The following is a 22,895-nucleotide window of genomic DNA, read 5'->3' as shown; positions in this document are numbered from 1 at the left end:
CGCACAAGCCGTGGCCTGCGCGGCTTTCCCAATGCATTTCATCCGTCTGAAGGATCAACCGGCGTTGATCGGCAAAGCAACGAAGCGGCTGCCGTCACCGGACTGAATCTGGAAGAGGGCGCGGGTACGACCGTCCTTCTTCGCCTGCTCGATGATCTTGGCAATATCGCCGGCGTTGGAGACCTGCTGATTGTTGACCGACGTGATCTTTTCGCCTTCCTTCACGCCCTTATCGGCGGCATCGGAGTCGGGATCGACGGCCGTGATCGCTACGCCCTTGCCATCATCGGAAGGGCCGACGGTAAGGCCAAGGTCAGCCAGCGCCTTCTCGGAGGACGGCTGCTGCGGCTGGCTCGGCTGCGAGTCGTCATTCGAGGCCTGGTTCTGATCGGCCGGAAGCGTGCCGAGCTCAACCGTGACCGACTGCGACTTGCCAGCGCGCCAGATAGAAACCTCGACCTTGGAGCCCGGCTGCATCGCGCCGATGCGGCGAGCGAGATCGCGCGGATCCTTGACCGGATCGCCATTCACGGCGGTGACGACGTCGCCGTTCTTGATGCCGGCCTTCTGGCCCGGCGAACCATCCTGCGGAGAAACCACGAGGGCACCGCTCGCCTCGGACAGACCGAGGGATTCGGCAATGTCCTTGGTGACGGGCTGGATCTGTACGCCGAGCCAGCCGCGCGAAACCGTGCCGGTCTTGATCAGGTCGGCAACGACATCCTTGGCCGTCGTTGCCGGGATCGCGAAGGCGATGCCGACGCTGCCGCCGGACTGCGAGAAGATGGCGGTATTGATGCCGACCACCTGGCCGTTGAGGTTGAAGGTCGGACCACCCGAGTTGCCCTTGTTCACCGGTGCATCGATTTGGATGTAATCGTCATAGGGACCGGAATGGATATCGCGGCCCCGGGCCGAAACGATACCCGCGGTCACGGTGCCACCGAGGCCGAATGGGTTACCGACGGCAACGACCCAGTCACCGACGCGAACCTTGGAGTCATCGGCCCAGCCGACATAGGTGAACTTCTTGCCTTTGGGATCGACCTTGAGGACAGCGAGATCGGTACGGCTATCCTTGCCGACGAGCTTGGCGTCGAGTTCGGTGCCGTCGTTGAGGACGACGACGAAAGCTGCACCATCGGAAACGACATGGTTGTTGGTGACGATGTAGCCATCTTCCGAAACGAAGAAGCCGGACCCTTGAGCGACCGGGCGCAGGTGGCCCTTGTCGTCGGAATTCTTCTGCTGGTTCTGGCCGTGCTGCTGGCCGCGGCCCTGCTGCTGCTCGAACTGGCGGAAGAACTTCTTCAGCGGGTGATCGTCCGGAAGGTCATCGAAGCCGCGGCCGAGACCGAAAGAATCATCCTCGTCGGCAACCGGGTTGACACGGGATTCGACGCGAACAGACACAACGGCCGGCGAAACGGCATCCACAACATTGGCGAAGCTCGGAACCTGCGGCGCCTGAACATTGACGGCATCGGCATAGGCACCGGTGACGACGGCCGGAACACCCGTTGCCAGGGCAGCGACAGCGAGGCCTGCGACGACGGAAGCCTTCATAGCCGTGCTGCGCGACAAGGTGTCCTTGATATTCCTGAACATATGCGAATTACCTTTTCGTTTCTCGTCAGATTTGCGCCGGGCGGAACCGGCTGTAGTGCATCATAATGAAGATATAGGACACGGCACCTTACAATGAACTGTCCGCCCCATGAAAAATTCGTAATGTAAGGTATCGATGCAACGTTATGACGAAAGACGACGGCCGCATCACTTGCCGAGGATATCTTTCAACTGCGCCTCTTCATCGGCGTTCAGAGAGCTGCCGGTGGGTTTGCCCGCGCGGCGGCGCGCGTAAACGGCAAGGGCCAATCCGCCTGTTACGAGGAGCGCGATCGGTGCTCCCCATAGAATGTACGTTTTTTCGCTCAGGCGCGGCTTGAGCAGCACAAACTCGCCGTAGCGGGAGACGATGTAATCGAGCACCTGCTGATCAGTGTCGCCATCGGTCAGGCGCTTGCGCACCAGCAAGCGCAGGTCCCGCGCGAGATCGGCATTGGAATCATCGATGGATTGATTCTGGCAGACCATGCAGCGCAGTTCGGCCGAGATCGTCCGCGCCCGCGCCTCCAAGGCCGGATCGGGCAAAACTTCATCCGGGTTGACCGCAAAGGCATTCATTGGCACCAGAACTGCAACAAGGCAAAGAACTAGCCGTATTGCGCCGCAAAAACTGCGGATTCCGGCAAAACGCGATGTCTGCCGACGGCCGGTCATTCGGCCGGCTCCATCGCCGGACGAGCCGCTTTCGCCTTGCGGCTCGGGGCGCCGACGCGCAGACGACGGTCGCTGAGCGACACGAAACCGCCGATCGCCATGATGAGCGTGCCCAGCCAGATGCAGAGAATGAACGGCTTCCACCAGATGCGCACGACCATGCCGCTATCCTTGCTGGTGTCGCCGACCGATACATAGAGTTGGTTGAGACCTAGCGTGAGAATGCCGGATTCCGTGGTCGCCGTGCGGCTTGCAGTGAAGACGCGCTTGGCGGACGACATTTCCGCAAAGGCAACCCCGCCACGGCTGACCGTGAAGTGGGCGCGATCCTCGGTGAAATTGGGGCCGACGCCGGGCTGCACGCCGTCAAAGCGCAGGCTGTAGCCGCCGAGCTCGGCCGTCTCGCCCGGCTTCATGCTGGTGATGTGTTCCGCCTCGAAGGTCGTCACCGCGACAATGCCGAGTACGGTGATGCCGAGACCCGCATGGGCAAGTGCGGTGCCGAAGGCCGAGCGCGGCAGCCCGCTCAGGCGACGCCAGGCAACACCCGCTGCCACCTTGCCGACGCCGGCGCGATACCAGAGATCGGCCAAAGCGCCGAAGACCAGGAAAAAGCCGGCGGCAAGGCCGAGAGCGGCCAATACCGGTCCGCCGTGCTTGATATAGAACAGAACAAGGCCGGCCAGGAAGGCCAGACCTGCCACGACGTAAAGCCTCTGCAGCGCGCCGAGCAGGTCGCCACGCTTCCAGGCGAGCAACGGGCCGAACGGCACGGCAACGAGGATCGGGGTCATCAATAGCCCGAACGTCATGTTGAAGAAGGGCGGGCCAACGGAAATCTTGTCACCGGTCAGTGTTTCAAGCGCCAGCGGATAGAGCGTACCGGTCAACACCGTGCCGCAGGCGACCGTGAGGATCAGGTTATTCAACACCAGCGCGCCCTCGCGCGAGATCGGTGCGAACAGTCCGCCGGCGGCAAGCTTCGGTGCTCGCAGCGCGAAAAGCGACAGAGCCCCGCCAATGAAGATCAGCAGAATACAGAGAATGAAGATACCGCGCGTCGGATCGCTGGCGAAGGAATGGACGGAGGTCAGCACGCCGGAACGGACGAGGAAGGTACCGAGCAGCGACAGCGAAAACGTCAGGATTGCCAGCAGCACCGTCCAGATCTTCAGGGTATCGCGCTTTTCCATGACAACAGCCGAATGCAGCAGCGCCGTGCCCGCAAGCCAGGGCATGAAGGAGGCGTTTTCCACCGGATCCCAGAACCACCAGCCGCCCCAGCCGAGCTCGTAGTAGGCCCAATAGGAACCCATGGCGATGCCGAGCGTCAGGAAACTCCAAGCCGCCAGCGTCCACGGACGGACCCAGCGCGCCCAGGCGGCATCAATGCGGCCTTCCAGCAATGCGGCGACGGCGAAAGAGAAGCAGACGGAAAAGCCGACATAGCCGAGGTAGAGCAAGGGCGGATGGATCGCCAGACCGATATCCTGCAGCACGGGATTAAGATCCTTGCCCTCCGCCGGCGCCGGATTGAGGCGGATGAAGGGGTTGGAGGTCAGCAGGATGAAGACCAGGAAGGCCGACGATATCCACGATTGCACGGCCAGCACATTGGCGCGCAGCGCATCGGGCAGATTGCGCCCGAACAGCGCGACAAGCGCGCTGAACAGCGTGAGGATCAACAACCAGAGCATCATCGATCCCTCGTGATTGCCCCATACGCCGGAGATCTTGAAGACCAGCGGCATCAGCGAATGGGAGTTGGCCCAGACGTTGAGAACAGAGAAATCGGAGGCGACATAGGCATAGGTCAGCACGCCGAAAGAAAAGGCGACCAGCAGGAACATGACGATCGCGCCGACGGGGGCGATATCCATCATCGACACGTCGCCGCGCCTGGCGCCGATCACGGGAAGGATGGAGACGATGAGCGCGGTGGCGAGCGCCAGCACGAGGGCATAATGTCCAAGCTCGATGATCATCGGGTGGCCTCCTCGCCCTTCCACACGCCATCGGCCTTCAGCTTATCGGCAACCTGCTTCGGCATATAGCGCTCATCATGCTTGGCGAGCACGCTGTCGGCAATGAAAACGTCGCTGCCCGGTTCGAACCTGCCTTCGGTCACCACACCCTGCCCTTCGCGGAAGAGATCCGGCAGAATGCCGTCATACTTGACCTTGATCGTGTCGGTGCCGTCCGTGACGGAGAACTGCACTTGCGTACCCTGGCCACGCACGATCGATCCCTCGCCGACAAGCCCGCCGAGGCGGATCAGCGTCCCGGCATTGACCGGCGTCTTGGCGAGATCCGCCGGCATATAGAAGTAGGCGACCGACTGGCTGAAGGCGAACAGCACGAGCAGCACGGCAACGGCGATGAAACCCATGCCGCCCGCGATCACGGCAAGACGTTTTTGCTTGCGGGTCATTGCTGCTTCACCTCCGTCGGCAGTCCCAATTCCTTTGCCAGCGCCAGAAGCTGCTGGCCCTCCCCGCCATCGGCCGGAAAGGCCGCGAGACCACGCTTCAATGCATCCGCTGCGCGCTCCCGATCATTCAGCACCGCATAGGAGCGGATCAGCCGCATCCAGCCCTCGAAATTCTTGGGATCTTCCTTGAGCTTGGCATCGAGGCTGTCGACCATGCCGCGGATCATCTGCTGGCGGTCGCCGCTGCTCAGCGCATTGGCCGCAGCGACGTCCTCCGCCGTCGGATTGCCAGGGGCCTTGTCGTTCGCCGATACCATCGGCTGGCCGCCATTCTTGACGATGTGTTGATCAACGACGGCAAGCCAGGGCGCGTCAGGCGGCGATTGCTTGGCGAGAGCCTCGAAGGCGGTCTTCGCATCGGCAGCCTTGCCCTCCTGCTCCAGCGCGAGCGCCAGATAGAAAAGCGTGCGCGGATTGGCGGCATCGAGCGCAAGCGATTGCTGCAGCACGCCCCGCGCCTCCGCCGTTACTATGCCATTGGCCTTGACGACCAGCACCTCGCCCAGATCGCCAAGCCGGGCCGCATTCGGCCCCAACAGACGGATGACATTGCGATAGGCAAGCTCCGCATCGCCGACACGATTGGTCTTGAAATAGATGGGTGCCAGGACTTCCCAGCCCTTGGCGTCATCTGGGTTCTTGGCCAGATGCTGCTCGATCTTGACGATCGAGATGGCGAGATCGTTTCCTGGCTTCTCCAGCCGCGCTTCCAGCGGCTGCGCCGGCAGGCCGGGATCGCCGTTGACAAGATAAAGACAGAGACCAACGGCCGGAAGAAGGACGATGATGAATGCCTGAGCAAGACGATAGCTGCCATGTGCCGGCGATTTCGCGGCCGTCTTCTCATCCTTGGCGGCAGCGATGAGGCGCCGTCCTATTTCGGCGCGGGCATAACCTGCCTCCTGTGCGGAGATGAGGCCGCCGGCAAGATCGCGCTCCAGTTCACCAAGCTGATCGCGGTAGACCTCGGCCTCTCCGGAACGACGATCCTCCGCCTCCTTCGCACCACGCAGAAGAGGATAGAGCAGCACAGCGCCGACAACCGCCGTAAGAACGGCCACGAGAATCCAGAACAGCATAGACGCCCAATACTTTAACGGGGCGCTTATTCCAACCGCGAAAGGCCATCTGACGAAGATTTGAGGCGTTTGGCCGCGCCTTTCAGTGCAGACGCCTATTCAAGCGGCGTCCAGGTGCCGTCGTCATTGCGGCAGGCCGCGCCCCTCGCCGTCGTCGGCTTACCGTCGACGGTGACGGTATGCGTATATTGCCGGCAATTCTGCGAGCCGACCTGATAGGGCGCGGCGGGAACAACCTCCCCGCTTGCATTCCTGCCCTTCCATGCCACGGGTTGGCCGAGAGGCGAGGTCTCAAGCGCCCGATATTCAGCCTCCAGCGCGCGCTGCTTGTCGCTGTCGCTGAGCTTGATGCCGGTGCGCTCGACGATGCCACCATCAAGAGCATTGATGAAGGTCGCAGAGGCCGGAGGCTTCGCAGACGAAAACAGGCTCTTGCCGCCTCCCAAGCTGCTCGTGGTCGAGCAACCAGAAAGCGCGAGTGCGGCGAAAAGAGAGGGGACGACCAGGAAAAAGGTACGAAGCTTCATACAACCGAACCAGTATCAAAAAGCAAAACCAATAGGTACTGCGCTGCGGCATCATCATGACCCACAACGTCTTTTGGCATCATGCCGTTCCTCACGCAACATCCTTCATCAGGCCCGGCAAAATTAGGCTCGCCCGAAGCCCGCCCCAGCTACCCCGGGAGAGTTCGAAACGGCCTTGATATTCGTTGGTGATCTCGCTGACGATCGATAGGCCGAGACCGGTGCCGGGCTTGCTTTCATCCAGCCTGCGCCCGCGCTTCATGGCTTCGCGGATCTGATCCGGCTCCAGTCCCGGGCCATCGTCCTCAACCACCAGTTCCACCCAATGGCGCCGCGCCGGATCGATGCCCTTGACCTCCGCCGGCGCCTCGTTTGCAACCAGACGCACCTTGTGCTCGGCAAAGCGGGCGGCATTTTCGAGGAGATTGCCGACCGTCTCCTCGAGATCCTGCTGCTCCATAGCGAGTGCCAGATTGGGCGAGACGGAGAGTTCGAATTCCTTGTCGGCGTTCAGCCGCCGCATGACACGGACCAGTCGCTCCAGCGCCGGTTCGGCCTCGGTGCGCGCCAGCACGGATTCGCGCTGGGCGGCGATACGGGCCCGGTTGAGATAGGATTGCACCTGCCCCTGCATCGCCTCGGCCTGGTTCTTCACCAGATCGCCATGCGAGCGCTCCAGGACGCGGGATTCGTTGAGCAGCACCGCAATCGGCGTTTTCAGCGAGTGCGCGAGATTGCCGACCTGCATGCGGGCGCGCTCGACGATACGCCGGTTGCTATCGATCAGCGCGTTGATCTCATTGGCAAGCGGCAGGATTTCACGGGGAAAATCACCTTGCAGGCGCTCGCTTTCACCGGCGCGGATGCGCTCCAGCGCGGCGCGCGCCTTGTCGAGCGGTTTCAGGCCGTAGAGAATGGCGAGCGCGTTGACGATCAAGCTTCCGACGCCGAAGCCGACGAGTGCGAAGTAGAGGCTGTGGGAGAAATTGCGCACGTCGTCCTCGACCACGGCGACATTGCCGGTCACACGGAAGCGTGCGGCGCGGCCGTCCGTGTCGAGCACGACTTCGGTTTCGGCTACCTGGACGCGGTTTCCGAAGGCATCGGTGACGATGTAATAGCGTTCGTAATTCTTGTCGAAGGGCGCTTCCAGCACGGAGAGAACAGGCAGGTTCGATGCGCCGAGCGACGGCGAGACCAGGGGCGTGGCCGTATAGGTGCCAAGCGGCTCGACCATCCAGTACCAGCCGGTCTTCGGCTGGGCAAAACGCAAATCACCGAGCTGTGGGCTGCCTGACAATGTGCCCTGGTCGCCGATCGTCACCGAGTTGATGACGTTATAGAGCTGCGCGCGTAACAGGTCCTGGAAACCGCGCTCGGCGCTCTTGCGATAGATATTCGAGATGACGAGGCCGATCACCACCAGCGCCACGGCGGACCAAAGCGTGGTCAGCAGCAGGACGCGAGCGGTGAGCGACTTAATTCGCATTGGTCGGAGCTTGGATTCGGTAACCAAGGCCGCGGACCGTTTCGATCAGGTCGACACCCATCTTCTTGCGCAGGCGCCCGACAAATACCTCGATCGTATTGGAATCCCGGTCGAAATCCTGATCATACATGTGCTCGACCAGCTCGGTGCGTGAGACAACCTCACCCTTGTGATGCATGAGATAGGCAAGCAGGCGATATTCGTGCGAGGTGAGCTTTAGCGGCTTGCCGTCGACAGTTGCCTTCGAGCTCTTGGTGTCGAGCCGCACCGGACCGCAGACGATTTCCGAAGAAGCATGGCCGGCGGCGCGGCGGATGAGAGCACGGATGCGGGCGAGCACTTCCTCGACATGGAAAGGCTTGGCGACGTAGTCGTCGGCGCCGGCGTCGATGCCTGCCACCTTGTCGCTCCAGCGGTCGCGGGCAGTCAAGAGGAGCACCGGTACGGTGCGTCCGGCGCCGCGCCATTTCTCAAGCACTGTGATGCCATCCATTTCAGGCAAGCCGATATCGAGGATGATCGCATCGTAAGGCTCGGTATCGCCGAGGAAATGCCCTTCCTCGCCATCAAAGGCCGTATCGACCACATAGCCTGCCTCCTTCAAGGCCTCGGCAAGCTGACGGTTCAAGTTGATATCGTCTTCGACTATGAGAATGCGCATCTCTAAATCCAATTTCCCCGGTTCGAGAAACAGTACCGCAAATCGTGGTGCAGTGGAATCACGGAAACAATAAGATTTCGTGTAAGATTCAAGGCTTTAGGTTGGCACCAAAACGCGCGGGGATCACATCGGCACCTTCATCGTCACCTTGCGCGGACGCTGGCCGTTGCCCTGCACAAGGACGGTGATGATGCAGCTGTCGCCGGATGGTTGTACCGAGAGAAGCTGGCCGCCGGTCTTGGCGACGACCTCGTCAGCGGCCTCACTGCAATCGCTGTTGGCGCGCGCGACCAGGGTCGACGTCGGCGCTGGCGCCGGCAGAACAGACGAGCCGGCCAGAACGAGGGCCGCTGCTGCTATGCTTGAAAATGAGGCCATGCTTCGGACTTCCCACAGGGATATGAACTTGGCCGATTATTTACCCAAACACGTCTGAATGGCAAATGAATGGGCTGTAATTTTTCGGCCCGCCATGCGTGGGGGCCACCTGATTGATGCTCTAACCATTTGAAATTATTGAATACGAATCTGCCGTAGCGTGACAACGGCAACCGGCTGTCGTTCCGAAGCGCCGCATCCGTACAATCTATCGGCGATCTGCGTGACTCGATACGTATCCGCGTTCGCAGGCGCCACACGCCCTGAGCCGAAGGCTTAGCCATTTTTAATCATTCTTGCTTATCATCGGTTCATAGAGGCGGGATGAAACGTCGCCTTTCGTGGCCAATGCAACCGGCCTGCAAGCGTCTTATCGACATAAGGCGTGGCGATTTCCTTGAGTCCTTTGAATCGCTTGCCGCGAATTCTTCTCAAGTTGAATCCGGAGCTTCAAAAGTTGATTCAAGAACCTCAAGCCGAGAATCCGGTTGCCGACAATCCGATTCCGCTCGCGTGCTCAATCCATTGAAAGGGCTGGCGGGAAATGGTTCTGCGGAGCCAGACGTTCAGAAAGGTTCACGGGCGGCCGTCACCGTCTCATAGTCTGCTGCAATGCGCATTTCGCGCAGTGGACGAACGCGCTCGATGGAGCGCTGGTAATTCGGATGGGCCTTGTAAGCCGCCAATGCCGCCTCGTCGTCAAATTCGCCGTAAACCACCAGATCGACTTCGGTTCCGAGCTGATCGGTCTTGACGTTGGTGCCGATCTCCAAAAGCCGCGCATGCGGAATGGCCGTGAGGATCGAGAGGCCGGAACGGACCTCCTCAAGCTTGGCGCGATCGGGAACGGTGAAGAAGACGATATGGCGGATCACGCGGCGGCTCCTTGTGCATATGCGGGGGCATCGCGCGATACCATGCGTGTGGGTGCAATTCAATAAACAGGCCCCTTCGCTTCGCGAACCGTTTCGTCGCAGGTCACGCAGGCGCCCATTATTTACGGTATGGCGGCGCAGCGTGTTATCATCGCGGCCATGACCGACGAGGACCTTCTATCCCTTGCCCTTGACCTGCCGGAGGCAGCAGAGAGCTCACACTTCGGAACCCGCGACTTTCGCGTGCGGGGCAAGATCTTCATGACACTTCGGGGACCGGATTTCTGCGTCGTCAAGTTGACGCCGGACCAGCAGCAGATGGCTTCGACCATCATGCCTGAATATGTCGCCGCCGTGCCCGGCAGCTGGGGCCTGAAAGGGTGGACGCGACTTTTCCATCGCGATGCCGGAAACGAGGAAGTCAGAAGGCTGGTGCGCCAGGCCTGGCGGAATACAGCGCCGAAATCTATGGCTTTGCCGGAGGATTAGGCATCATGTCGTCCTCGACGGTCAGCGGCCAGTCGACAACATAATCCTCGAAATCATCGAGAGCGACATCGTTTTCGCTGATGGTGCGCCCTTGGGCAGAGACACCCGCTATATGCACCGTTTCCGGATCGCCCGAGATCAGCGGATGCCACCAATAGAGATCGCGGCTCTCGTCGACGAGGCGGTAGGCGCAGGTGGGCGGCAGCCATTGCAGCTCCGGCACTTTCTCGGGCGTCAGCTGCACGCAATCCGGCACGAAATCCCAGCGGTTCGGATAGCTGGTGCAACGACAGCTTTCGCCATCCATCAGCTTGCAGCGGATCGAGGTGAAATAGACGTCGCCGCTATCCCACTCCTCGAGCTTGTTGAGACAACAGAGGCCACAGCCGTCGCAAAGGCTCTCCCATTCCGACGAAGTCATCTCCGCCAGGGTCTTGCTTTTCCAGAAGGGCACTTCGTCTGTCATCGTCATCGTCCTCGCCACCCGAAAGGAATTCGGGCTGCGGCATGCATGTCTCTTGTTCTTTTCTCTAAATCAACCAATTATTCAATTAGCCGTTCTATGAGATAATGGGCTTTGCGTGTGCCACAAGGAGACACGCGGCAGTAATGTGGTCGGGAAGTAGAGCGTGGAAGACCCATCCAATCCAGAAAACGGGCCGAATAGGGAGCCCGAGACGCCTAGGGATAACGGGGCCGAAAAGCCACGGCGTCGAAAGCGCTATTTCTTCTTGCGCCTCGATTCATGGATCGATTCCACTTTATGGAATGCCGGCTTCGGTCTCGCCCAGGCATGGGAGGAGATCACCATCTTCTTCCGCCGCTTCCGCGTTCGCGGCTGGAAACGTATCTTTTTCGAATTGCTCGGTGAGGGCTTGACGCTGGGAACAGCCGGTTCCGTCGTCATGCTGATGCTCGCCATGCCGGCCTTCGAAGCGACGCAGGGGGATTGGCGCAACCGCGGCAATTTCGCCGTCACCTTCCTCGACCGCTACGGCAATGTCATCGGCCATCGCGGCATCATTCACGAGAATTCCGTGCCGGTCGACCAGCTGCCGGATTATTTCATCAAGGCGGTGCTGGCGACCGAGGACCGGCGCTTCTTCGACCATTTCGGCATCGATGTGATCGGCCTGTTCCGCGCGGTCACCGTCAATGCGCAAGCCGGTGGTGTCGTCCAAGGCGGTTCGACGCTGACGCAGCAGCTTGCCAAGAACATCTTCCTCAGCAACGAGCGCTCCATCGAACGCAAGGTCAAGGAAGCCTTCCTGGCGATCTGGCTCGAGGCCAATCTCTCCAAGAAGGAGATCCTGAGCCTCTATCTCGACCGCACCTATATGGGCGGCGGCACCTTCGGCGCAGCGGCGGCGGCGCAATTCTATTTCGGCAAGAGCATTACCGACGTCAATCTGGCCGAAGCCGCGATGCTCGCCGGCCTCTTCAAGGCGCCGGCGAAATATGCGCCGCATGTCAATCTACCGGCAGCGCGTGCCCGCGCCAACGACGTGCTGTCCAATCTCGTGCAGAGCGGGCTGATGACCGAGGGACAGGTCGTCGCCGCGCGGCGCAACCCGGCTTCGGTGGTCGACCGCGCCCAGATCGAATCCCCGGATTATTTCCTCGATTGGGCCTTCGATGAGGTGCAGCGGCTTGCTACGCGCTTTCCCGAGCGCTCGCTGATCGTGCGTACGACCATCGATATGGGACTACAGAAGGCGGCAGAAGATTCGGTTCAATCCAGTCTGATGGAGTTCGGCGAGCGCTATAAGGCCAAACAGGGCGCTTCCGTCGTCATCGAAAACGGCGGCGCGCTGCGCGCCATGGTCGGCGGCAGCGATTACGGCGAAAGCCAGTTCAACCGCGCGACCAAGGCGCTGCGCCAGCCCGGTTCATCCTTCAAGATCTATACCTACTCAGTGGCGATGGAGAATGGCATGACGCCGACATCCACCATCGTCGATGCGCCGATCAGCTGGGGCAACTGGAGCCCGCACAATTACGAGAACCGCTACGAAGGCAAGGTGACGCTCACCCAGGCGCTGACGCAGTCGATCAACACCATCCCCGTACGGCTCGCCAAGGAGAAATTCGGCATTCAGCCGATCCGCAACATGGCCAAGGCCATGGGGGTCGAGACGCCGATCCGCAACGACAAGACCATTCCGATCGGCACATCGGAAGTGACCGTTCTCGACCAGGCGACCGCCTATGCCGTCTTCCCGGCCAACGGCATGCAGTCGCGGCGTCACGGCATCGAGCAGATCACCGGCTATGACGGCAAGGTGCTCTACGATTTCAGTCACGACGAGTTCCCTGCAAAACGGGTTCTCAGCGAAAAAGCCACGTCCTACATGAACCAGATGCTGACGCAGGTTCCGGTGATCGGCACCGGCCGCAAGGCAGCTCTCGACAACGGCATCGTGGTTGGCGGCAAGACCGGTACCACGCAGGCCTATCGCGACGCCTGGTTCATCGGCTTTACGGGCAATTACACCTGCGCGGTCTGGTTCGGCAACGACGACTATACCTCCACCAACAATATGACGGGCGGCACCCTGCCGGCTATGACCTTCAAGAAGATCATGGATTACGCTAATCAGGGCATCGTGCTGAAGCCGATCCCGGGCATCGCCACGCCGTTCCCTGTACAGAAGCCGCAAACCGTTGCCGCCAAGAAGCCCGCCGACCCCGCCAGTGGCGGCCTGCCGCCATTGGTGCGTCCGCGCTCGCTTTCGGTCGACTCCACGAACATCCTGCGCGATATCGGCGAAAGGCTGAAAGCTGCAACACCACTCGGCGCGCAGAAGGTGGCGACGGCGGAGCATCGCAACACGACGGCGCCTGAATAACCGGTTTCCCCAGAAAATGCGCCGCGGCGCGACGCAGATAACAGTGGCAAACCCGCCGTCGAACCGAAGGACGACGGCCGGTGTTTTGCATGTCCGCTGCTATTCCCGATCTTCGCCATTGTTCTCAAGACAGCCGTAAATAGTGGCTTGCCCTTCCCCCTACCGCCAGAATCAGGAATAAATCGGCACTGATTTGTCACGAGGACGATCCCAGGGTGTTCCGAGTTCCCCTTCTTGTTGCGCTTTCGCTTGTCATCGCCTTTGGCGGCGGGATCGTGTTCACGCTTCTGGCGCTGGATGCCACCTCCGGCTTCGGCGCGATCAAGCTTGGCGCCTGGCAGGCTTTCCCCGAAATGCAGACAGCGGATGCGGACCCTTATGCGAAATCCCATAGAGCGCGTGCCGGGCGGCTGCTCTATGGCACCGCCGAAGGGCTTGTGTTTACCGCCTCCGACGACGATGGCGGCGCGAGATTGACGGCGAACTGTACCTACCGCATCAGCGGCCAGACGCCGCCGGCGAGACTATGGACCCTCTTCATCGCCGGCAATGACGGCCGGCCGATCGAGGATGGTGCCGGCCGCCCCTCCACCATCAATTCCTGGGTGGTGCTGCGCAAGCCGGATTCGACCTTCAACATCACCGTTTCATCCTCAGCCCAGGCGGGCAATTGGCTCGCCTTGCCCCCGTCTGGCAATTTCCGTCTGGTATGGACGCTCCTGGATTCGCCGGCAGCCAGCAATTCCGGCCTGATCGATCTTGGCATGCCGAAACTCGAGAAGATCGGGTGCGGCAATGTTTAGATTCGTCTTCGCGATCCTGACCGGCCTATTCGGTGCGGTACTACTGCATATCATCATCATTCTGTCGCTGCCGCACTTCTCCGATCGTGACGCCTATACGCGTGTGTCGGACGAAGGCGACGAGAACCATTTCTATATGCTCGACAACAAGGACGATGACGCGGGACTTTCCAATACCGATCCCTACATCCGCACCGCCGTCTGCGCCTTCGACATTGAGGACATGCCCGTTCATTTGACAGCGAAGGGCAAGGTGCCGTTCTGGTCGCTTGCCATCTATGACGCCGCATCCAATGAAGTGTTCAGCATGAGCGACCGCACATCGGTCGGCGGAGCGCTCGACCTGCTGCTTGCATCCCCCGTTCAGCTGACAGGCATACGCAAGGCACTACCGCCCGCCCTTGCCCAATCGATCCTGGTGGAAGTGCCGCGCGCTCAGGGTTATGCGGTGCTGCGCACGATGGCGCCGCAGGCAAGCTTCGACGATGCGGCGCGGGAATTTCTCTCACAGGCCGGGTGCGACGAATTCGACAATGGCTGAGATATTCCTGGGGCTGAGATATTCCTGGGGCTGAGATATTCCTGGGGCTGAGATATTGCTGGAACCGCAGGCCGCCAATTAAGCGGCTGGAGCTAGGTTGATCCGGGATAGCTGGCGGTATGAGCGCGGAACAGCTGATTGCGGCCGCAGGCGACAAGTGCGCGCGAATGCGCTGCGCACTTGCTCGCTTGAAGTGATTATTTCCCTTTTGCCCGCTTCGGTCCCGCGCCGGGACGATGCGTTGGCGTATCAAGATGTTCGTAACGCACGCCGGTGAACAAAAGTATTCTCGCCTCCACCGGTTCCTTCTGGGCGCGCGGCGGCAGACGCAAACGCCAATCCGAAAGAGATATGATCTTTGCCATTCTCGTCTCCATTAACGTCTCGAGACGGATGAACCTGCGACTGGATTTCACCCTGCCCGCCGCTGAAGCGGGCTAGCGCTTCCCTCCATCCAGCCTCTCTGCTAGGGGCTTCGATAGAGGCATCTACGCCTTCTCACGGCATTTCCCTTACACCGTGGCATGAGCACCGATTTTTGGCTCCCATGCTTTCTTTACACTCGATCACATTCTGCCAATGGCTGCTGCCAATCGGAATTCATACATATCGCAGTTAACAGAATGCTAATTCTCGTCGCGTGGCATTTCCGATATCGTTCGTCATACCCTATTAACGCTCCGGCGGCAGCTTTGGTTTCATCACCATCGGAAAAATTCCAACTGCCGGCTTTCCTATAAAATCTAATAATATTATATACTTAACTGCGATTATGAGCTTCCACGCAAACAGAGCGGGAGGCATCGCGTTGCAGAAAAGCGTCACACAAATATTATTTGCGCTCACGAAAAATTAACGTAATGTAAGAATTGAAATTCGAGGGCAATCAATGTTTGCGACGGGCAGTTCCGTCTTTTCACCGGAGGATGTCACGGTCCTGCGTAATGCGCTGGACGGGTGGTGCCTGGAAAAGCGGATCGATATTAAGAGTACGGAAGCCCAGTTCGCGGCCACGGCGGCAATCGGCCTTTTCCAATCCGGCTACAACACCTCGGAGAAGCTGCTCGCGGCCTTGCGCGAGCATAAGGGCATCTAAAGAATCCCATCGGCATCAAGAGGCCGGATCTCCGCTTTTGCAGCGGGTGACGTCGCTTTTGACTATCTCCGCAACGGACGCACCCATAGGTTGAATCTACCTATGGACGCCTACGCCGAGAAAGGTTTTCCACAGGCCCGCTTGCGCCCCAAACTGCCGTCCATACGGACAAAATGCCGCTGCACCCCTCGCGCAAGCTTAACGCGCAATTTTTATTCGGATTTTAATAAAGTTTTCACGAACCATTAACCCTGCCGGCCTTAGTCTTTCGCGAAAGCCAGATAAGGACGACCGTGTCCATACCCGTTTCGACAGTCATCGCCGAGGATGTCCTCTTTATCAAAAGAGTCGTCCGGTTCGACTGGAGTGAATTGAAGCGGAAGCCATGGTCGATCTTGGGGCTCCCTGCTTTTTTGTTCGGCGTATCAGTATGGGTGTTGGCGTGCGTGATCGGTTTCGAGACCTTGAAGAGCCTGCGACTGTCCGCAAGAAGGACGTGGTTCTGATGGCGACGATCACCAGCTTCGAGGGCATGGGCCATCCGTCCAAATCGGAGCTTCGACAGTTCGCCGAGCTTTTCACCCCCGTTTTCCAGGCATCCTCCGATGAAGCGAAGCGACAGGCCGTTGCCGCCCTTTCCCAATGCGAAACGGTGCCGCAGGCCGTTGCCCTGTTCATCGGCTGTCAGCCGATCGCGATCGCCGCTCCCTTCCTGACAAGCTCGCAAGCGATCGATGACGAAACGCTTATCACCATTGCCCGCACGCAAGGGGCCGCCCACGCGCGCGCGATCGTCCGCCGCTCGTCCCTGTCCCCGAAAGTCATAGACGCGCTCGTGGGTCTGCACCAGGCCGAGCCGGAACGCGGTATGGCAGTGGCGGAGCAGCCAGTTGATATGGTTTCATCGCAGGCCCAGACGTCAGAAACCGAACGGCAATCGCGTGAGGAAATCCTGCGGCAGCAGATCAAACAGGCTGCGCGCCATCTGACCCGCGACGACAGCGACCGGCTCGGTCTGCGCAGCCTCAGCGAGACGCAGGAGGCACTCCTCGTCCGCTTCGCGCGCGAGCGCGATGCGGTGCAATTCGCAACGACGCTCGCCGACGCCCTCTCCTCGAGCTATTGGCTCGCCGAACGCATCCTGCTCGACACTTCGGGGCAACAACTCGCTGTCACGCTCGTCAGCCTCGGCATGGGTATCGCCGATGCCGTCTATTCGATCGAGCGCTTCTATCCGCACTTGGCCGAACGACACGGCAGCGTCAGCCGGGCATGGCTGGTGCTCGATGATATCGATGCGGAAGAAAGTCAGGCGCGCGTCGAGGCCTGGCGCCGCGCCGACAGCTACACCTACCTGCCACAGGAAAAACCTTCCCAGCGTCCTGCAACACCGCTGTTCGGGCCGAATTCGGCGTCCACGCGCGCGTTACGCGTGGCGAACCGTCGATAAGGACGGCTCAATCCAACGGATTGGCGCAGAAACCGGCCAAGGGGACGATATCGCCGATATCGTCCGTCTCAAGCTCGACGATCCATAAATCGGGATCGAACTTCAGCTCGCGATCAAGGGTTTCGCGGATTTCCTGCGGCTCCCTGCGGTCGACGCGGATTTCGAAAAGCCGCGTACCGCTCTCCTCCTCATCGAAGAGGCTCTGCGGTGCCGGCGCGTAAAGGGTCTCTAATCCGTCGCGGAAACGCTGGCGGATGAAGATCGCGCCTGCCTGCTCCTCGCCCTTGCGCTCCACGGCAGCAAAATCGCCCCTGGCGAACAGGCGGCGGACAAGAGCTGAAACAAAGATGTCGCTGCGCAATCTCATAGGGGAGCTATAGCGGCGGGGGGGCGCCAAGGCAATCGAAGCCATCCCCTACCCGATTGTACCAACTCGAGGGATAAGCGTTAGGACGATACGCTCAAAGCGCGCCGATATCCTGCAGCTTCTTGAGGACCGCCATGTTCGGCTCCCCGGTCTCCGGCAAGCGATAGTGCTTCTGGAACCGCCGGATAGCTGCCTTCGTCTGCTCTCCGGCAACACCGTCGATGCTGACGTTGCTGTAGGCGATGTTGCTCAGGCCCTTCTGGATCTGCATGACCATATTGACCGTGTTGACCGCATCGCTCGGCGTCGCCTTGGCCGCGACGGCGCCGGTCTTAATGTTCTTTTCGGCATTCTGGATGGCGGCGGCAACCGGGTCGATCGCATCCGCCGTAGCGGAAATATTGACGGGGCGCGCGGCGGGAACAATAGCTGTCGTATTCGTTCTGTAGCTTGCAGCCTGGGCGTTGGCGGCATTGCTGGCCTTAAGGGCGGCGAGAAGTTCCGGCGTCGGCGTGCCGGTCTGTGAGAGGCCCGAGGCCTCCTGGAAGAAAAGGATAGCCGATGTCGTGCGCGATCCCGGCTTTCCATCAACCGCGCCGTCATAGAGGCCGTGTCGGATAAGTTCGCCCTGGATATCGGCAATGAGTTTCGACGGCGTGCTGGGCGATTGTGCTGCGACCTGGCCGGTTGACGACGGCGGGGCGAGATCGGACGCCGAATCCTGCCGCTCGATCCGGAAGGTGGTGACATTGCCGGCGTCGGCCTGCTGTGCGTGCAAAAAGGATCTGCGGCCGGGGATCTGATAGGGAGACGCCGGATCACGGGTCCGCAATATGGGCGATGGATGCGCGCCCGTCTGATACCAGAGCGCATTGGCGGTAACGAAACCGAAAACTCCGAAGAAGAGCGCAACGCCACCGGCAATGGCGGGATGACGGCCGACTGCACTGCCGATCAGAGCGGCGAGCGCACCCGCACCGCGAAGGCCAAGGCCGCCCAGCGCGGTGCTGCCGCGCAGGCTCAGGCTGCCAAGGGCAACCGCACCACGGGAAGCCAGGCCGGGCTGCTTGCGCTTGCCCCTTCCTCTTCCCTTAGGCGATTTTCGCTTTTGCGGGGCCATTCATCAGTTCCTTGTTTCGCCCTTCATCTATCTCCACAGTATGTTTCAGGCGCGGCGGAAAATCGACAGGGCGATTGACATCCACAGGCTGCTGCATCGTCACGGCACCGGAGCCGTCGAACGGAATGAGGATGGTAATGACCGTGCCCTCGCCCGGCGCGCTGGCAATCGAGAAGTTTCCGCCGTGCAGGCCGACGAGGCCCTTGACCAGCGACAGACCGAGCCCGGTGCCGGCGTAACGACGGGTGTAATCGTTCTGGATCTGCACGAAGGGCTGGCCGAGCGAGGCAAGGCGCTCACTGGCAATGCCGATGCCCGTATCGCCGATCGACAGCTTCAACATGCCATCGGCCAAGGCCGCGTCGATGGTGATCGCGCCGCCGGCATCGGTGAACTTGATGGCATTGCCGACGAGGTTGATGAGGATCTGCTGGATCGCCCGCTGGTCGGCGACGATCTCGCCGAGACCGCGCTGGATACGGCTCGTCAGCGTCAGCCCCTTCTCCTTCGCCTGCAGCCCGAGCATTGCTTCGCAGGTCGCAATGGTGTCCTCGATCGCGAAGGATTCGAGCAGCAGTTCGTAGCGGCCAGCCTCGATCTTGCTCATGTCGAGCATGGTATTGACGACCGACAGAAGATGGGCGCCCGACTGGCGGATCAAGCCGACATATTCGCGCTGGCGGTCATTTTCCAGTTTGCCGAAGTATTCGCCGCTCAGGATATCGGAGAAGCCCAGGATGGCGTTGAGCGGCGTGCGCAGTTCGTGGCTGACGGCAGCGAGGAAGCGTGACTTGGCGTCGTTGGCGGATTCCGCTTCGGCCGTCTTGCGCGCCGCATCATCGCGAAGCTGCTGGTCCTGCGAGATATCGCGCAATTGCCCGATGATCGCCGTCAGATGCCCTTCGGCATCGCGGCGTGCACTCAATTCCATCCGCACATGAACGAACTGCTGATCGCCACCCACGACGGCGGAGCGCTCCAGCCGCAAATCGGCGCCATGGGCATCCCTGCCCTGGCGCAGCACATCGATTGCCTGCAGGAAGACAATTCTGTCCGAAACATGAATCTGCTCGACGAAACCACGCCCTGTGGGATCGCGCATCCAGATCAGGAATTCTGCACGGTCCCGACCGCCGACCGTGGTCACATTGCCTTGGGAATCGAGCAGCAGGACGAGACCGAAGGCCGACTCCAGCATCAGGTCGCGGTGCTCGACGACAACCGCCTCCGCCGGACGAGATTCGGGCCGCTGGCGCGACAGCGCAATGCTGCCGACGGCCGAGAAGAGGAAGGCCGCGCAGACTGTGGCCACGCCGGCAGGCAGCGCCACGGCGGGGCTGGTGATAAAGGAAAGGCTGGCCGGAACAGCAAATAGCGCGACGGAAGAGGCGAGCGCAAGCCGGCGCAGGATCGCCAGTTCCTGTCCACGGACTTCGCCATTCCCGCTCGTCCGGGAGAGCCAGCTTCGGCCTACCCGGTCCACGAGAGCTTCAGCCCCGACAGAAATGTCACTCAATACGCGCACGCTACAACCCGTCAAAACGGTCACTTATCGGACTGCACAATAGGCCCCGCCGGCTTAAGGAAAGAATAAAGAAGGAACGGGCCGGGCGGCCGAAAAGCCTTCAAAATCCCGTTTTGGCGCAGAACGAGCGACCTTTGCTTTTTGTGGTTAACAGCAGGTAAGCAACGGATTTTATTCATATTTCCGCTGCGCGTTAACTTTTGTGACGAGGCCGGCGTCCGCAAAGCCCTGCATATCAACGGCATCGGACGAGACATGCTTAACATCAATTGCTACAATTTGAACCAAAGTGTTCTTCAAAGTCGGAAAACTAAAATTTGAATCAAAATTGCAGAAAATGCTGCCGAGTTTTGAAAAGCGCTGTTGTCCTCTGCCGGGTAGGTTCGAACCAGATCGGGCGGGCAAGTCCGAATCGGCGATCGAGCCGACCGACAGAGAGGATGGGCTAGGCGATGTGGTTTCTGATTAGAGCAGGGTTCTGGTTTTCGCTGGTTCTCATGTTCCTGCCGATCTTTGCAAAGCCTGAGGGTGCTCCCCGGCCGGCAGGCGAAGCGACGCTACAGGTTTCCGATGCGATTTCAGCCGCCTCCGGTGTCGTGCAATATGTCGGCGCCATGTGCAATGAGAAGCCGGATGTCTGTGCCAAGGGCGGCGAAACTCTGACGGCCCTCGGCTATCAGGTCGGCGACGGCGCCCGCGTCGCCTACGATATGCTCGGCCGCCACTTCAAGGATCAGCAGTCTGCCGCCGAAGCCGATGTCGCGACGCCTCACGCTAACACCGATCAGGTCGCTGCCATGACCCAGCCGATGCCGGCCAAGCGCATTCCCGGCACCGAAACGGCCGACGTCGTCGTGACCGGCACGGTCAAGCTGCCGTCCTCCATTCCGCTGCCGATGCCGCGCCCACATATCTGACATTTCTTCCATTGGCCCCAACTTCTGCGCCGCGGACCTTTTATGGTTAGCGGCGTTCTTTCTTGTCCCGGGTTCAAATCACGCATGGTTTCGCCTATATCCAAGGCAACGGACAATTTGGACTGCTGCAATGACACCGCTCGACAAGATCATCGAAGACTTTTCCTTCCTAGACGAATGGGAGGACCGCTATCGCTTTGTGATCGAACTCGGGAAGGCTTTGCCTGATCTGCCGGAGGAAAAGCGGACGCTTGAGAACAAGGTCCAGGGTTGCGCGAGCCAGGTCTGGCTCGTCACGCACGCGTCTGGCGATCCGGACAATCCGATATTGACCTTTGAAGGCGATTCAGACGCGCATATCGTGCGGGGGTTGGTGGCGATCGTGCTTGCAACCTATTCCGGAAAGCCGGCTTCGGAAATCGCCGCTCTCGACGCACTCGACGTCTTCGGCAAGATCGGCCTGGTGGAGCATCTCTCCTCGCAGCGCGCCAATGGATTGCGCTCGATGATCAAGCGTATTCGCGAAGAGGCTCGGGTCAGGACCGCGGCATAGGTTAGATTTCCAGCAATCATTGCGGATAACCCGGCCCGAAAGCCGGATTATCTTCAGTCTGTCATGAAGCTCTCAGCGAGCACCGCGCTTGCGGCGCTGACCGAGGCCCATTTCCTTTGCAAGGCGTGAGCGGGCTTCTGCATAAGCCGGCGCCACCATCGGATAATCGGCGGCGAGATCCCACTTTTCACGATATTCTTCCGGCGAGAGGCCGTGATGAGTCATGAGATGGCGCTTCAGAGACTTGAAGCTGCCGCCACATTCGAGGCAGGTAATCTGGTCATCCTGTACGGATTTACGAACGGATACGGCCGGCTTCTGCTTTTCGACCACGGTTACGGCAGGTGCCGGAGCCGAGGTGCTGCTCAAGGCGGAATGTACGTCGGAAATCAAATTCGGAAGGTCGCTGACCGGTACGACATGGTTGCTGACATAGGCCGCAACGATGTCGGCAGTCAGTTCAACCAGTAACTCCTGCCCGTTGCCGAGGGCCGCATCTGTCATTGTGTTCTCCTGTTCATCGGCTTGCCTGCTGCGTCCACGCCTACGAAGAGCACGCAGGACGCAACGTTGCTAAATGATTTTGCGCCTGGCTAAAGAAATCTGTTGATTTCGCTATCTCCCAGCGCCGAGCAATCCGCGCGAACGCACTGCTCGTATTCGTAGCAGTCGACGGCAAGAAAACGGTGGATAAAGCCAAATTTCCCGCAACATGAAATCCACCCCTAGACCTCATGCGAGAGAAAACCGCCGCTTGCCGCCTGACATCAGAATTAGTGACCCGCGATAACGATCTTTAATCGCTTACCGGAAGAAAGTTTTGCCCAGCGTTTCATCAAAGAAAGATAAAAGCATCGAGAGCTTAAACCCGGTCGAGACTAACTTAACATCAGAACTCTACTTGAATCTGAATTAGCACTCTTTACCCAAATGTCCAGTTTTTAATCCAGACATTTCTTTGCAAAAAATTCATCTATTAAAAAGCAGATAACTAATAACGCGAATAGCTATTCCTACTAGAACAATTTCCGCGTTTGTTAGCTCTTTTTTCTATATCCTCCTATTGGGATTTTCTGTCGTGCCAGCAATTCATCCCGCACCGAGGGCGGCGTTAGCCGATGACCTGCCTTGTGTGCCGCACGCGCGAGAAGATGCGCCGCAATTGGCGCTGTCAGCACGAAAAAGACAAATCCGGCCATTGCCCGCGCCAGAATCGACATGTCCTGCGAGTGGATGCCGACGGCAAGCAGCAACAGGCCGGAGCCGACGGTGCCCGCCTTCGACGCCGCATGCATGCGACTATAGAGATCGGGGAGGCGCACGATGCCAATCGCCGCGATAAGCGAGAACAACGCACCCGAAAGTAGAAGTGCCGTTACTATGACGGCCCAAAGCATATCCA

General features: G+C 59.9%; 25 protein-coding genes. 8 read left to right on the top strand and 17 right to left on the bottom strand.

Annotated elements, in window-relative coordinates; translation table 11 throughout:
- Nucleotides 1–54: 54 nt before the first annotated feature.
- From RTCIAT899_RS05445 to RTCIAT899_RS05400, 10 genes are all read right to left on the bottom strand, one after another.
- Nucleotides 55–1,608 carry a Do family serine endopeptidase gene (locus tag RTCIAT899_RS05445; protein ID WP_015339232.1) on the bottom strand — a complete coding sequence of 518 codons (1,554 nt, stop codon included), beginning with the start codon at nt 1,606–1,608 and terminating at the stop codon, nt 55–57.
- Between the two features lie 168 nt (nt 1,609–1,776).
- Nucleotides 1,777–2,283, bottom strand: coding sequence for a cytochrome c-type biogenesis protein (locus RTCIAT899_RS05440; RefSeq protein WP_015339231.1), 507 nt, complete (start codon nt 2,281–2,283; stop codon nt 1,777–1,779).
- Nucleotides 2,280–4,268: a heme lyase CcmF/NrfE family subunit gene (locus RTCIAT899_RS05435; protein WP_015339230.1), complete on the bottom strand. Its 1,989-nt coding sequence runs from the start codon at nt 4,266–4,268 to the stop codon at nt 2,280–2,282. Before RTCIAT899_RS05435 ends, RTCIAT899_RS05440 begins: the two co-directional genes overlap by 4 nt.
- A complete protein-coding gene (gene ccmE, locus RTCIAT899_RS05430) occupies nt 4,265–4,714 on the bottom strand; it encodes a cytochrome c maturation protein CcmE (protein WP_015339229.1) in 450 nt (149 codons plus the stop codon). Before ccmE ends, RTCIAT899_RS05435 begins: the two co-directional genes overlap by 4 nt.
- Entirely contained in the window at nt 4,711–5,853 is a 1,143-nt protein-coding gene (gene ccmI / locus RTCIAT899_RS05425) for a c-type cytochrome biogenesis protein CcmI (RefSeq protein ID WP_015339228.1), read from the bottom strand. Before ccmI ends, ccmE begins: the two co-directional genes overlap by 4 nt.
- A gap of 95 nt (nt 5,854–5,948) precedes the next feature.
- On the bottom strand, nt 5,949–6,380 hold the full coding sequence (locus RTCIAT899_RS05420) for a hypothetical protein (RefSeq protein WP_015339227.1): 432 nt from the start codon (nt 6,378–6,380) through the stop codon (nt 5,949–5,951).
- A 91-nt stretch (nt 6,381–6,471) separates the two neighbouring features.
- Nucleotides 6,472–7,869 carry an ATP-binding protein gene (locus tag RTCIAT899_RS05415; protein ID WP_041677309.1) on the bottom strand — a complete coding sequence of 466 codons (1,398 nt, stop codon included), beginning with the start codon at nt 7,867–7,869 and terminating at the stop codon, nt 6,472–6,474.
- Nucleotides 7,859–8,530 (bottom strand): response regulator transcription factor, encoded by a 672-nt coding sequence (locus RTCIAT899_RS05410; protein ID WP_015339225.1) that lies wholly within the window; start codon nt 8,528–8,530, stop codon nt 7,859–7,861. The genes RTCIAT899_RS05415 and RTCIAT899_RS05410 overlap by 11 nt, the downstream gene beginning before the upstream one ends.
- A gap of 123 nt (nt 8,531–8,653) precedes the next feature.
- Nucleotides 8,654–8,908: a hypothetical protein gene (locus tag RTCIAT899_RS05405; protein WP_015339224.1), complete on the bottom strand. Its 255-nt coding sequence runs from the start codon at nt 8,906–8,908 to the stop codon at nt 8,654–8,656.
- Between the two features lie 566 nt (nt 8,909–9,474).
- Entirely contained in the window at nt 9,475–9,783 is a 309-nt protein-coding gene (locus tag RTCIAT899_RS05400) for a Dabb family protein (RefSeq protein ID WP_015339223.1), read from the bottom strand.
- A 159-nt stretch (nt 9,784–9,942) separates the two neighbouring features.
- Here RTCIAT899_RS05400 and RTCIAT899_RS05395 point away from each other — a divergent pair, with 159 nt between their 5' ends.
- Nucleotides 9,943–10,272 (top strand): MmcQ/YjbR family DNA-binding protein, encoded by a 330-nt coding sequence (locus RTCIAT899_RS05395; protein WP_041677829.1) that lies wholly within the window; start codon nt 9,943–9,945, stop codon nt 10,270–10,272.
- Here the strand turns inward: RTCIAT899_RS05395 and RTCIAT899_RS05390 are convergent.
- Nucleotides 10,250–10,738: a YcgN family cysteine cluster protein gene (locus RTCIAT899_RS05390; RefSeq protein WP_041677828.1), complete on the bottom strand. Its 489-nt coding sequence runs from the start codon at nt 10,736–10,738 to the stop codon at nt 10,250–10,252. The genes RTCIAT899_RS05395 and RTCIAT899_RS05390 overlap by 23 nt on opposite strands.
- A 163-nt stretch (nt 10,739–10,901) precedes the next feature.
- Between RTCIAT899_RS05390 and RTCIAT899_RS05385 the strand changes: the two genes are divergently transcribed.
- The 3 genes from RTCIAT899_RS05385 to RTCIAT899_RS05375 all read left to right on the top strand — a co-directional run bounded on the left by RTCIAT899_RS05385 (nt 10,902) and on the right by RTCIAT899_RS05375 (nt 14,465).
- Complete coding sequence (locus tag RTCIAT899_RS05385; protein ID WP_041677307.1) at nt 10,902–13,121, top strand: transglycosylase domain-containing protein; 2,220 nt, start codon at nt 10,902–10,904, stop codon at nt 13,119–13,121.
- A gap of 215 nt (nt 13,122–13,336) precedes the next feature.
- A complete protein-coding gene (locus RTCIAT899_RS05380; protein WP_015339219.1) occupies nt 13,337–13,924 on the top strand; it encodes a DUF1214 domain-containing protein in 588 nt (195 codons plus the stop codon).
- Entirely contained in the window at nt 13,917–14,465 is a 549-nt protein-coding gene (locus RTCIAT899_RS05375; protein WP_015339218.1) for a DUF1254 domain-containing protein, read from the top strand. Before RTCIAT899_RS05380 ends, RTCIAT899_RS05375 begins: the two co-directional genes overlap by 8 nt.
- A 197-nt stretch (nt 14,466–14,662) precedes the next feature.
- Here the strand turns inward: RTCIAT899_RS05375 and RTCIAT899_RS33750 are convergent, their stop codons facing one another.
- The gene (locus RTCIAT899_RS33750) at nt 14,663–14,830 is read right to left on the bottom strand and encodes a hypothetical protein (protein ID WP_015339217.1); all 168 of its coding nucleotides are present in this window, start codon (nt 14,828–14,830) and stop codon (nt 14,663–14,665) included.
- Between the two features lie 524 nt (nt 14,831–15,354).
- Here RTCIAT899_RS33750 and RTCIAT899_RS05370 point away from each other — a divergent pair.
- Together RTCIAT899_RS05370 and RTCIAT899_RS05365 are read left to right on the top strand one after the other, a co-directional pair.
- Entirely contained in the window at nt 15,355–15,561 is a 207-nt protein-coding gene (locus RTCIAT899_RS05370) for a hypothetical protein (RefSeq protein WP_015339216.1), read from the top strand.
- Between the two features lie 442 nt (nt 15,562–16,003).
- Nucleotides 16,004–17,011: a DUF2336 domain-containing protein gene (locus tag RTCIAT899_RS05365; RefSeq protein WP_051043250.1), complete on the top strand. Its 1,008-nt coding sequence runs from the start codon at nt 16,004–16,006 to the stop codon at nt 17,009–17,011.
- 7 nt (nt 17,012–17,018) lie between these two features.
- On the opposite strand, the gene RTCIAT899_RS05360 is transcribed toward RTCIAT899_RS05365, so the two are convergent.
- The 3 genes from RTCIAT899_RS05360 to RTCIAT899_RS05350 all read right to left on the bottom strand — a co-directional run bounded on the left by RTCIAT899_RS05360 (nt 17,019) and on the right by RTCIAT899_RS05350 (nt 20,023).
- Nucleotides 17,019–17,378 carry a DUF1491 family protein gene (locus RTCIAT899_RS05360; RefSeq protein ID WP_015339214.1) on the bottom strand — a complete coding sequence of 120 codons (360 nt, stop codon included), beginning with the start codon at nt 17,376–17,378 and terminating at the stop codon, nt 17,019–17,021.
- Nucleotides 17,379–17,472: 94 nt separating this feature from the next.
- Entirely contained in the window at nt 17,473–18,498 is a 1,026-nt protein-coding gene (locus RTCIAT899_RS05355; RefSeq protein WP_015339213.1) for a peptidoglycan-binding domain-containing protein, read from the bottom strand.
- On the bottom strand, nt 18,470–20,023 hold the full coding sequence (locus RTCIAT899_RS05350) for a sensor histidine kinase (protein ID WP_041677305.1): 1,554 nt from the start codon (nt 20,021–20,023) through the stop codon (nt 18,470–18,472). Before RTCIAT899_RS05350 ends, RTCIAT899_RS05355 begins: the two co-directional genes overlap by 29 nt.
- Before the next feature lie 452 nt (nt 20,024–20,475).
- Here RTCIAT899_RS05350 and RTCIAT899_RS05345 point away from each other — a divergent pair, with 452 nt between their 5' ends.
- Both RTCIAT899_RS05345 and RTCIAT899_RS05340 read left to right on the top strand, forming a co-directional pair.
- Nucleotides 20,476–20,940 carry a DUF5330 domain-containing protein gene (locus RTCIAT899_RS05345; RefSeq protein WP_015339211.1) on the top strand — a complete coding sequence of 155 codons (465 nt, stop codon included), beginning with the start codon at nt 20,476–20,478 and terminating at the stop codon, nt 20,938–20,940.
- Between the two features lie 130 nt (nt 20,941–21,070).
- Nucleotides 21,071–21,493: a SufE family protein gene (locus tag RTCIAT899_RS05340; RefSeq protein ID WP_015339210.1), complete on the top strand. Its 423-nt coding sequence runs from the start codon at nt 21,071–21,073 to the stop codon at nt 21,491–21,493.
- 72 nt (nt 21,494–21,565) lie between these two features.
- Here RTCIAT899_RS05340 and RTCIAT899_RS05335 read toward each other — a convergent pair whose 3' ends face one another.
- Together RTCIAT899_RS05335 and mnhG are read right to left on the bottom strand one after the other, a co-directional pair.
- The gene (locus tag RTCIAT899_RS05335) at nt 21,566–21,997 is read right to left on the bottom strand and encodes a Ros/MucR family transcriptional regulator (RefSeq protein WP_015339209.1); all 432 of its coding nucleotides are present in this window, start codon (nt 21,995–21,997) and stop codon (nt 21,566–21,568) included.
- A 533-nt stretch (nt 21,998–22,530) separates the two neighbouring features.
- A complete protein-coding gene (gene mnhG / locus RTCIAT899_RS05330) occupies nt 22,531–22,890 on the bottom strand; it encodes a monovalent cation/H(+) antiporter subunit G (RefSeq protein WP_184461979.1) in 360 nt (119 codons plus the stop codon).
- Nucleotides 22,891–22,895: the final 5 nt, after the last annotated feature.

Source organism: Rhizobium tropici CIAT 899, from assembly GCF_000330885.1.
GTDB lineage: Bacteria > Pseudomonadota > Alphaproteobacteria > Rhizobiales > Rhizobiaceae > Rhizobium > Rhizobium tropici.
The sequence above is the reverse complement of the archived record's forward strand: the minus strand, read 5'-3'. Positions and strand labels throughout refer to the sequence as shown.

Excerpts from the sequence above, each read along its gene's own strand:
- RTCIAT899_RS05445 (WP_015339232.1), bottom strand. The coding sequence starts at position 1,608 with ATGTTCAGGAATATCAAGGACACCTTGTCGCGCAGCACGGCTATGAAG.
- RTCIAT899_RS05440 (WP_015339231.1), bottom strand. The coding sequence starts at position 2,283 with ATGACCGGCCGTCGGCAGACATCGCGTTTTGCCGGAATCCGCAGTTTT.
- RTCIAT899_RS05435 (WP_015339230.1), bottom strand. The coding sequence starts at position 4,268 with ATGATCATCGAGCTTGGACATTATGCCCTCGTGCTGGCGCTCGCCACC.
- ccmE (WP_015339229.1), bottom strand. The coding sequence starts at position 4,714 with ATGACCCGCAAGCAAAAACGTCTTGCCGTGATCGCGGGCGGCATGGGT.
- ccmI (WP_015339228.1), bottom strand. The coding sequence starts at position 5,853 with ATGCTGTTCTGGATTCTCGTGGCCGTTCTTACGGCGGTTGTCGGCGCT.
- RTCIAT899_RS05420 (WP_015339227.1), bottom strand. The coding sequence starts at position 6,380 with ATGAAGCTTCGTACCTTTTTCCTGGTCGTCCCCTCTCTTTTCGCCGCA.
- RTCIAT899_RS05415 (WP_041677309.1), bottom strand. The coding sequence starts at position 7,869 with ATGCGAATTAAGTCGCTCACCGCTCGCGTCCTGCTGCTGACCACGCTT.
- RTCIAT899_RS05410 (WP_015339225.1), bottom strand. The coding sequence starts at position 8,530 with ATGCGCATTCTCATAGTCGAAGACGATATCAACTTGAACCGTCAGCTT.
- RTCIAT899_RS05405 (WP_015339224.1), bottom strand. The coding sequence starts at position 8,908 with ATGGCCTCATTTTCAAGCATAGCAGCAGCGGCCCTCGTTCTGGCCGGC.
- RTCIAT899_RS05395 (WP_041677829.1), top strand. The coding sequence starts at position 9,943 with ATGACCGACGAGGACCTTCTATCCCTTGCCCTTGACCTGCCGGAGGCA.
- RTCIAT899_RS05390 (WP_041677828.1), bottom strand. The coding sequence starts at position 10,738 with ATGACAGACGAAGTGCCCTTCTGGAAAAGCAAGACCCTGGCGGAGATG.
- RTCIAT899_RS05375 (WP_015339218.1), top strand. The coding sequence starts at position 13,917 with ATGTTTAGATTCGTCTTCGCGATCCTGACCGGCCTATTCGGTGCGGTA.
- RTCIAT899_RS33750 (WP_015339217.1), bottom strand. The coding sequence starts at position 14,830 with ATGGCAAAGATCATATCTCTTTCGGATTGGCGTTTGCGTCTGCCGCCG.
- RTCIAT899_RS05370 (WP_015339216.1), top strand. The coding sequence starts at position 15,355 with ATGTTTGCGACGGGCAGTTCCGTCTTTTCACCGGAGGATGTCACGGTC.
- RTCIAT899_RS05360 (WP_015339214.1), bottom strand. The coding sequence starts at position 17,378 with ATGAGATTGCGCAGCGACATCTTTGTTTCAGCTCTTGTCCGCCGCCTG.
- RTCIAT899_RS05355 (WP_015339213.1), bottom strand. The coding sequence starts at position 18,498 with ATGGCCCCGCAAAAGCGAAAATCGCCTAAGGGAAGAGGAAGGGGCAAG.
- RTCIAT899_RS05345 (WP_015339211.1), top strand. The coding sequence starts at position 20,476 with ATGTGGTTTCTGATTAGAGCAGGGTTCTGGTTTTCGCTGGTTCTCATG.
- RTCIAT899_RS05340 (WP_015339210.1), top strand. The coding sequence starts at position 21,071 with ATGACACCGCTCGACAAGATCATCGAAGACTTTTCCTTCCTAGACGAA.
- RTCIAT899_RS05335 (WP_015339209.1), bottom strand. The coding sequence starts at position 21,997 with ATGACAGATGCGGCCCTCGGCAACGGGCAGGAGTTACTGGTTGAACTG.
- mnhG (WP_184461979.1), bottom strand. The coding sequence starts at position 22,890 with ATGCTTTGGGCCGTCATAGTAACGGCACTTCTACTTTCGGGTGCGTTG.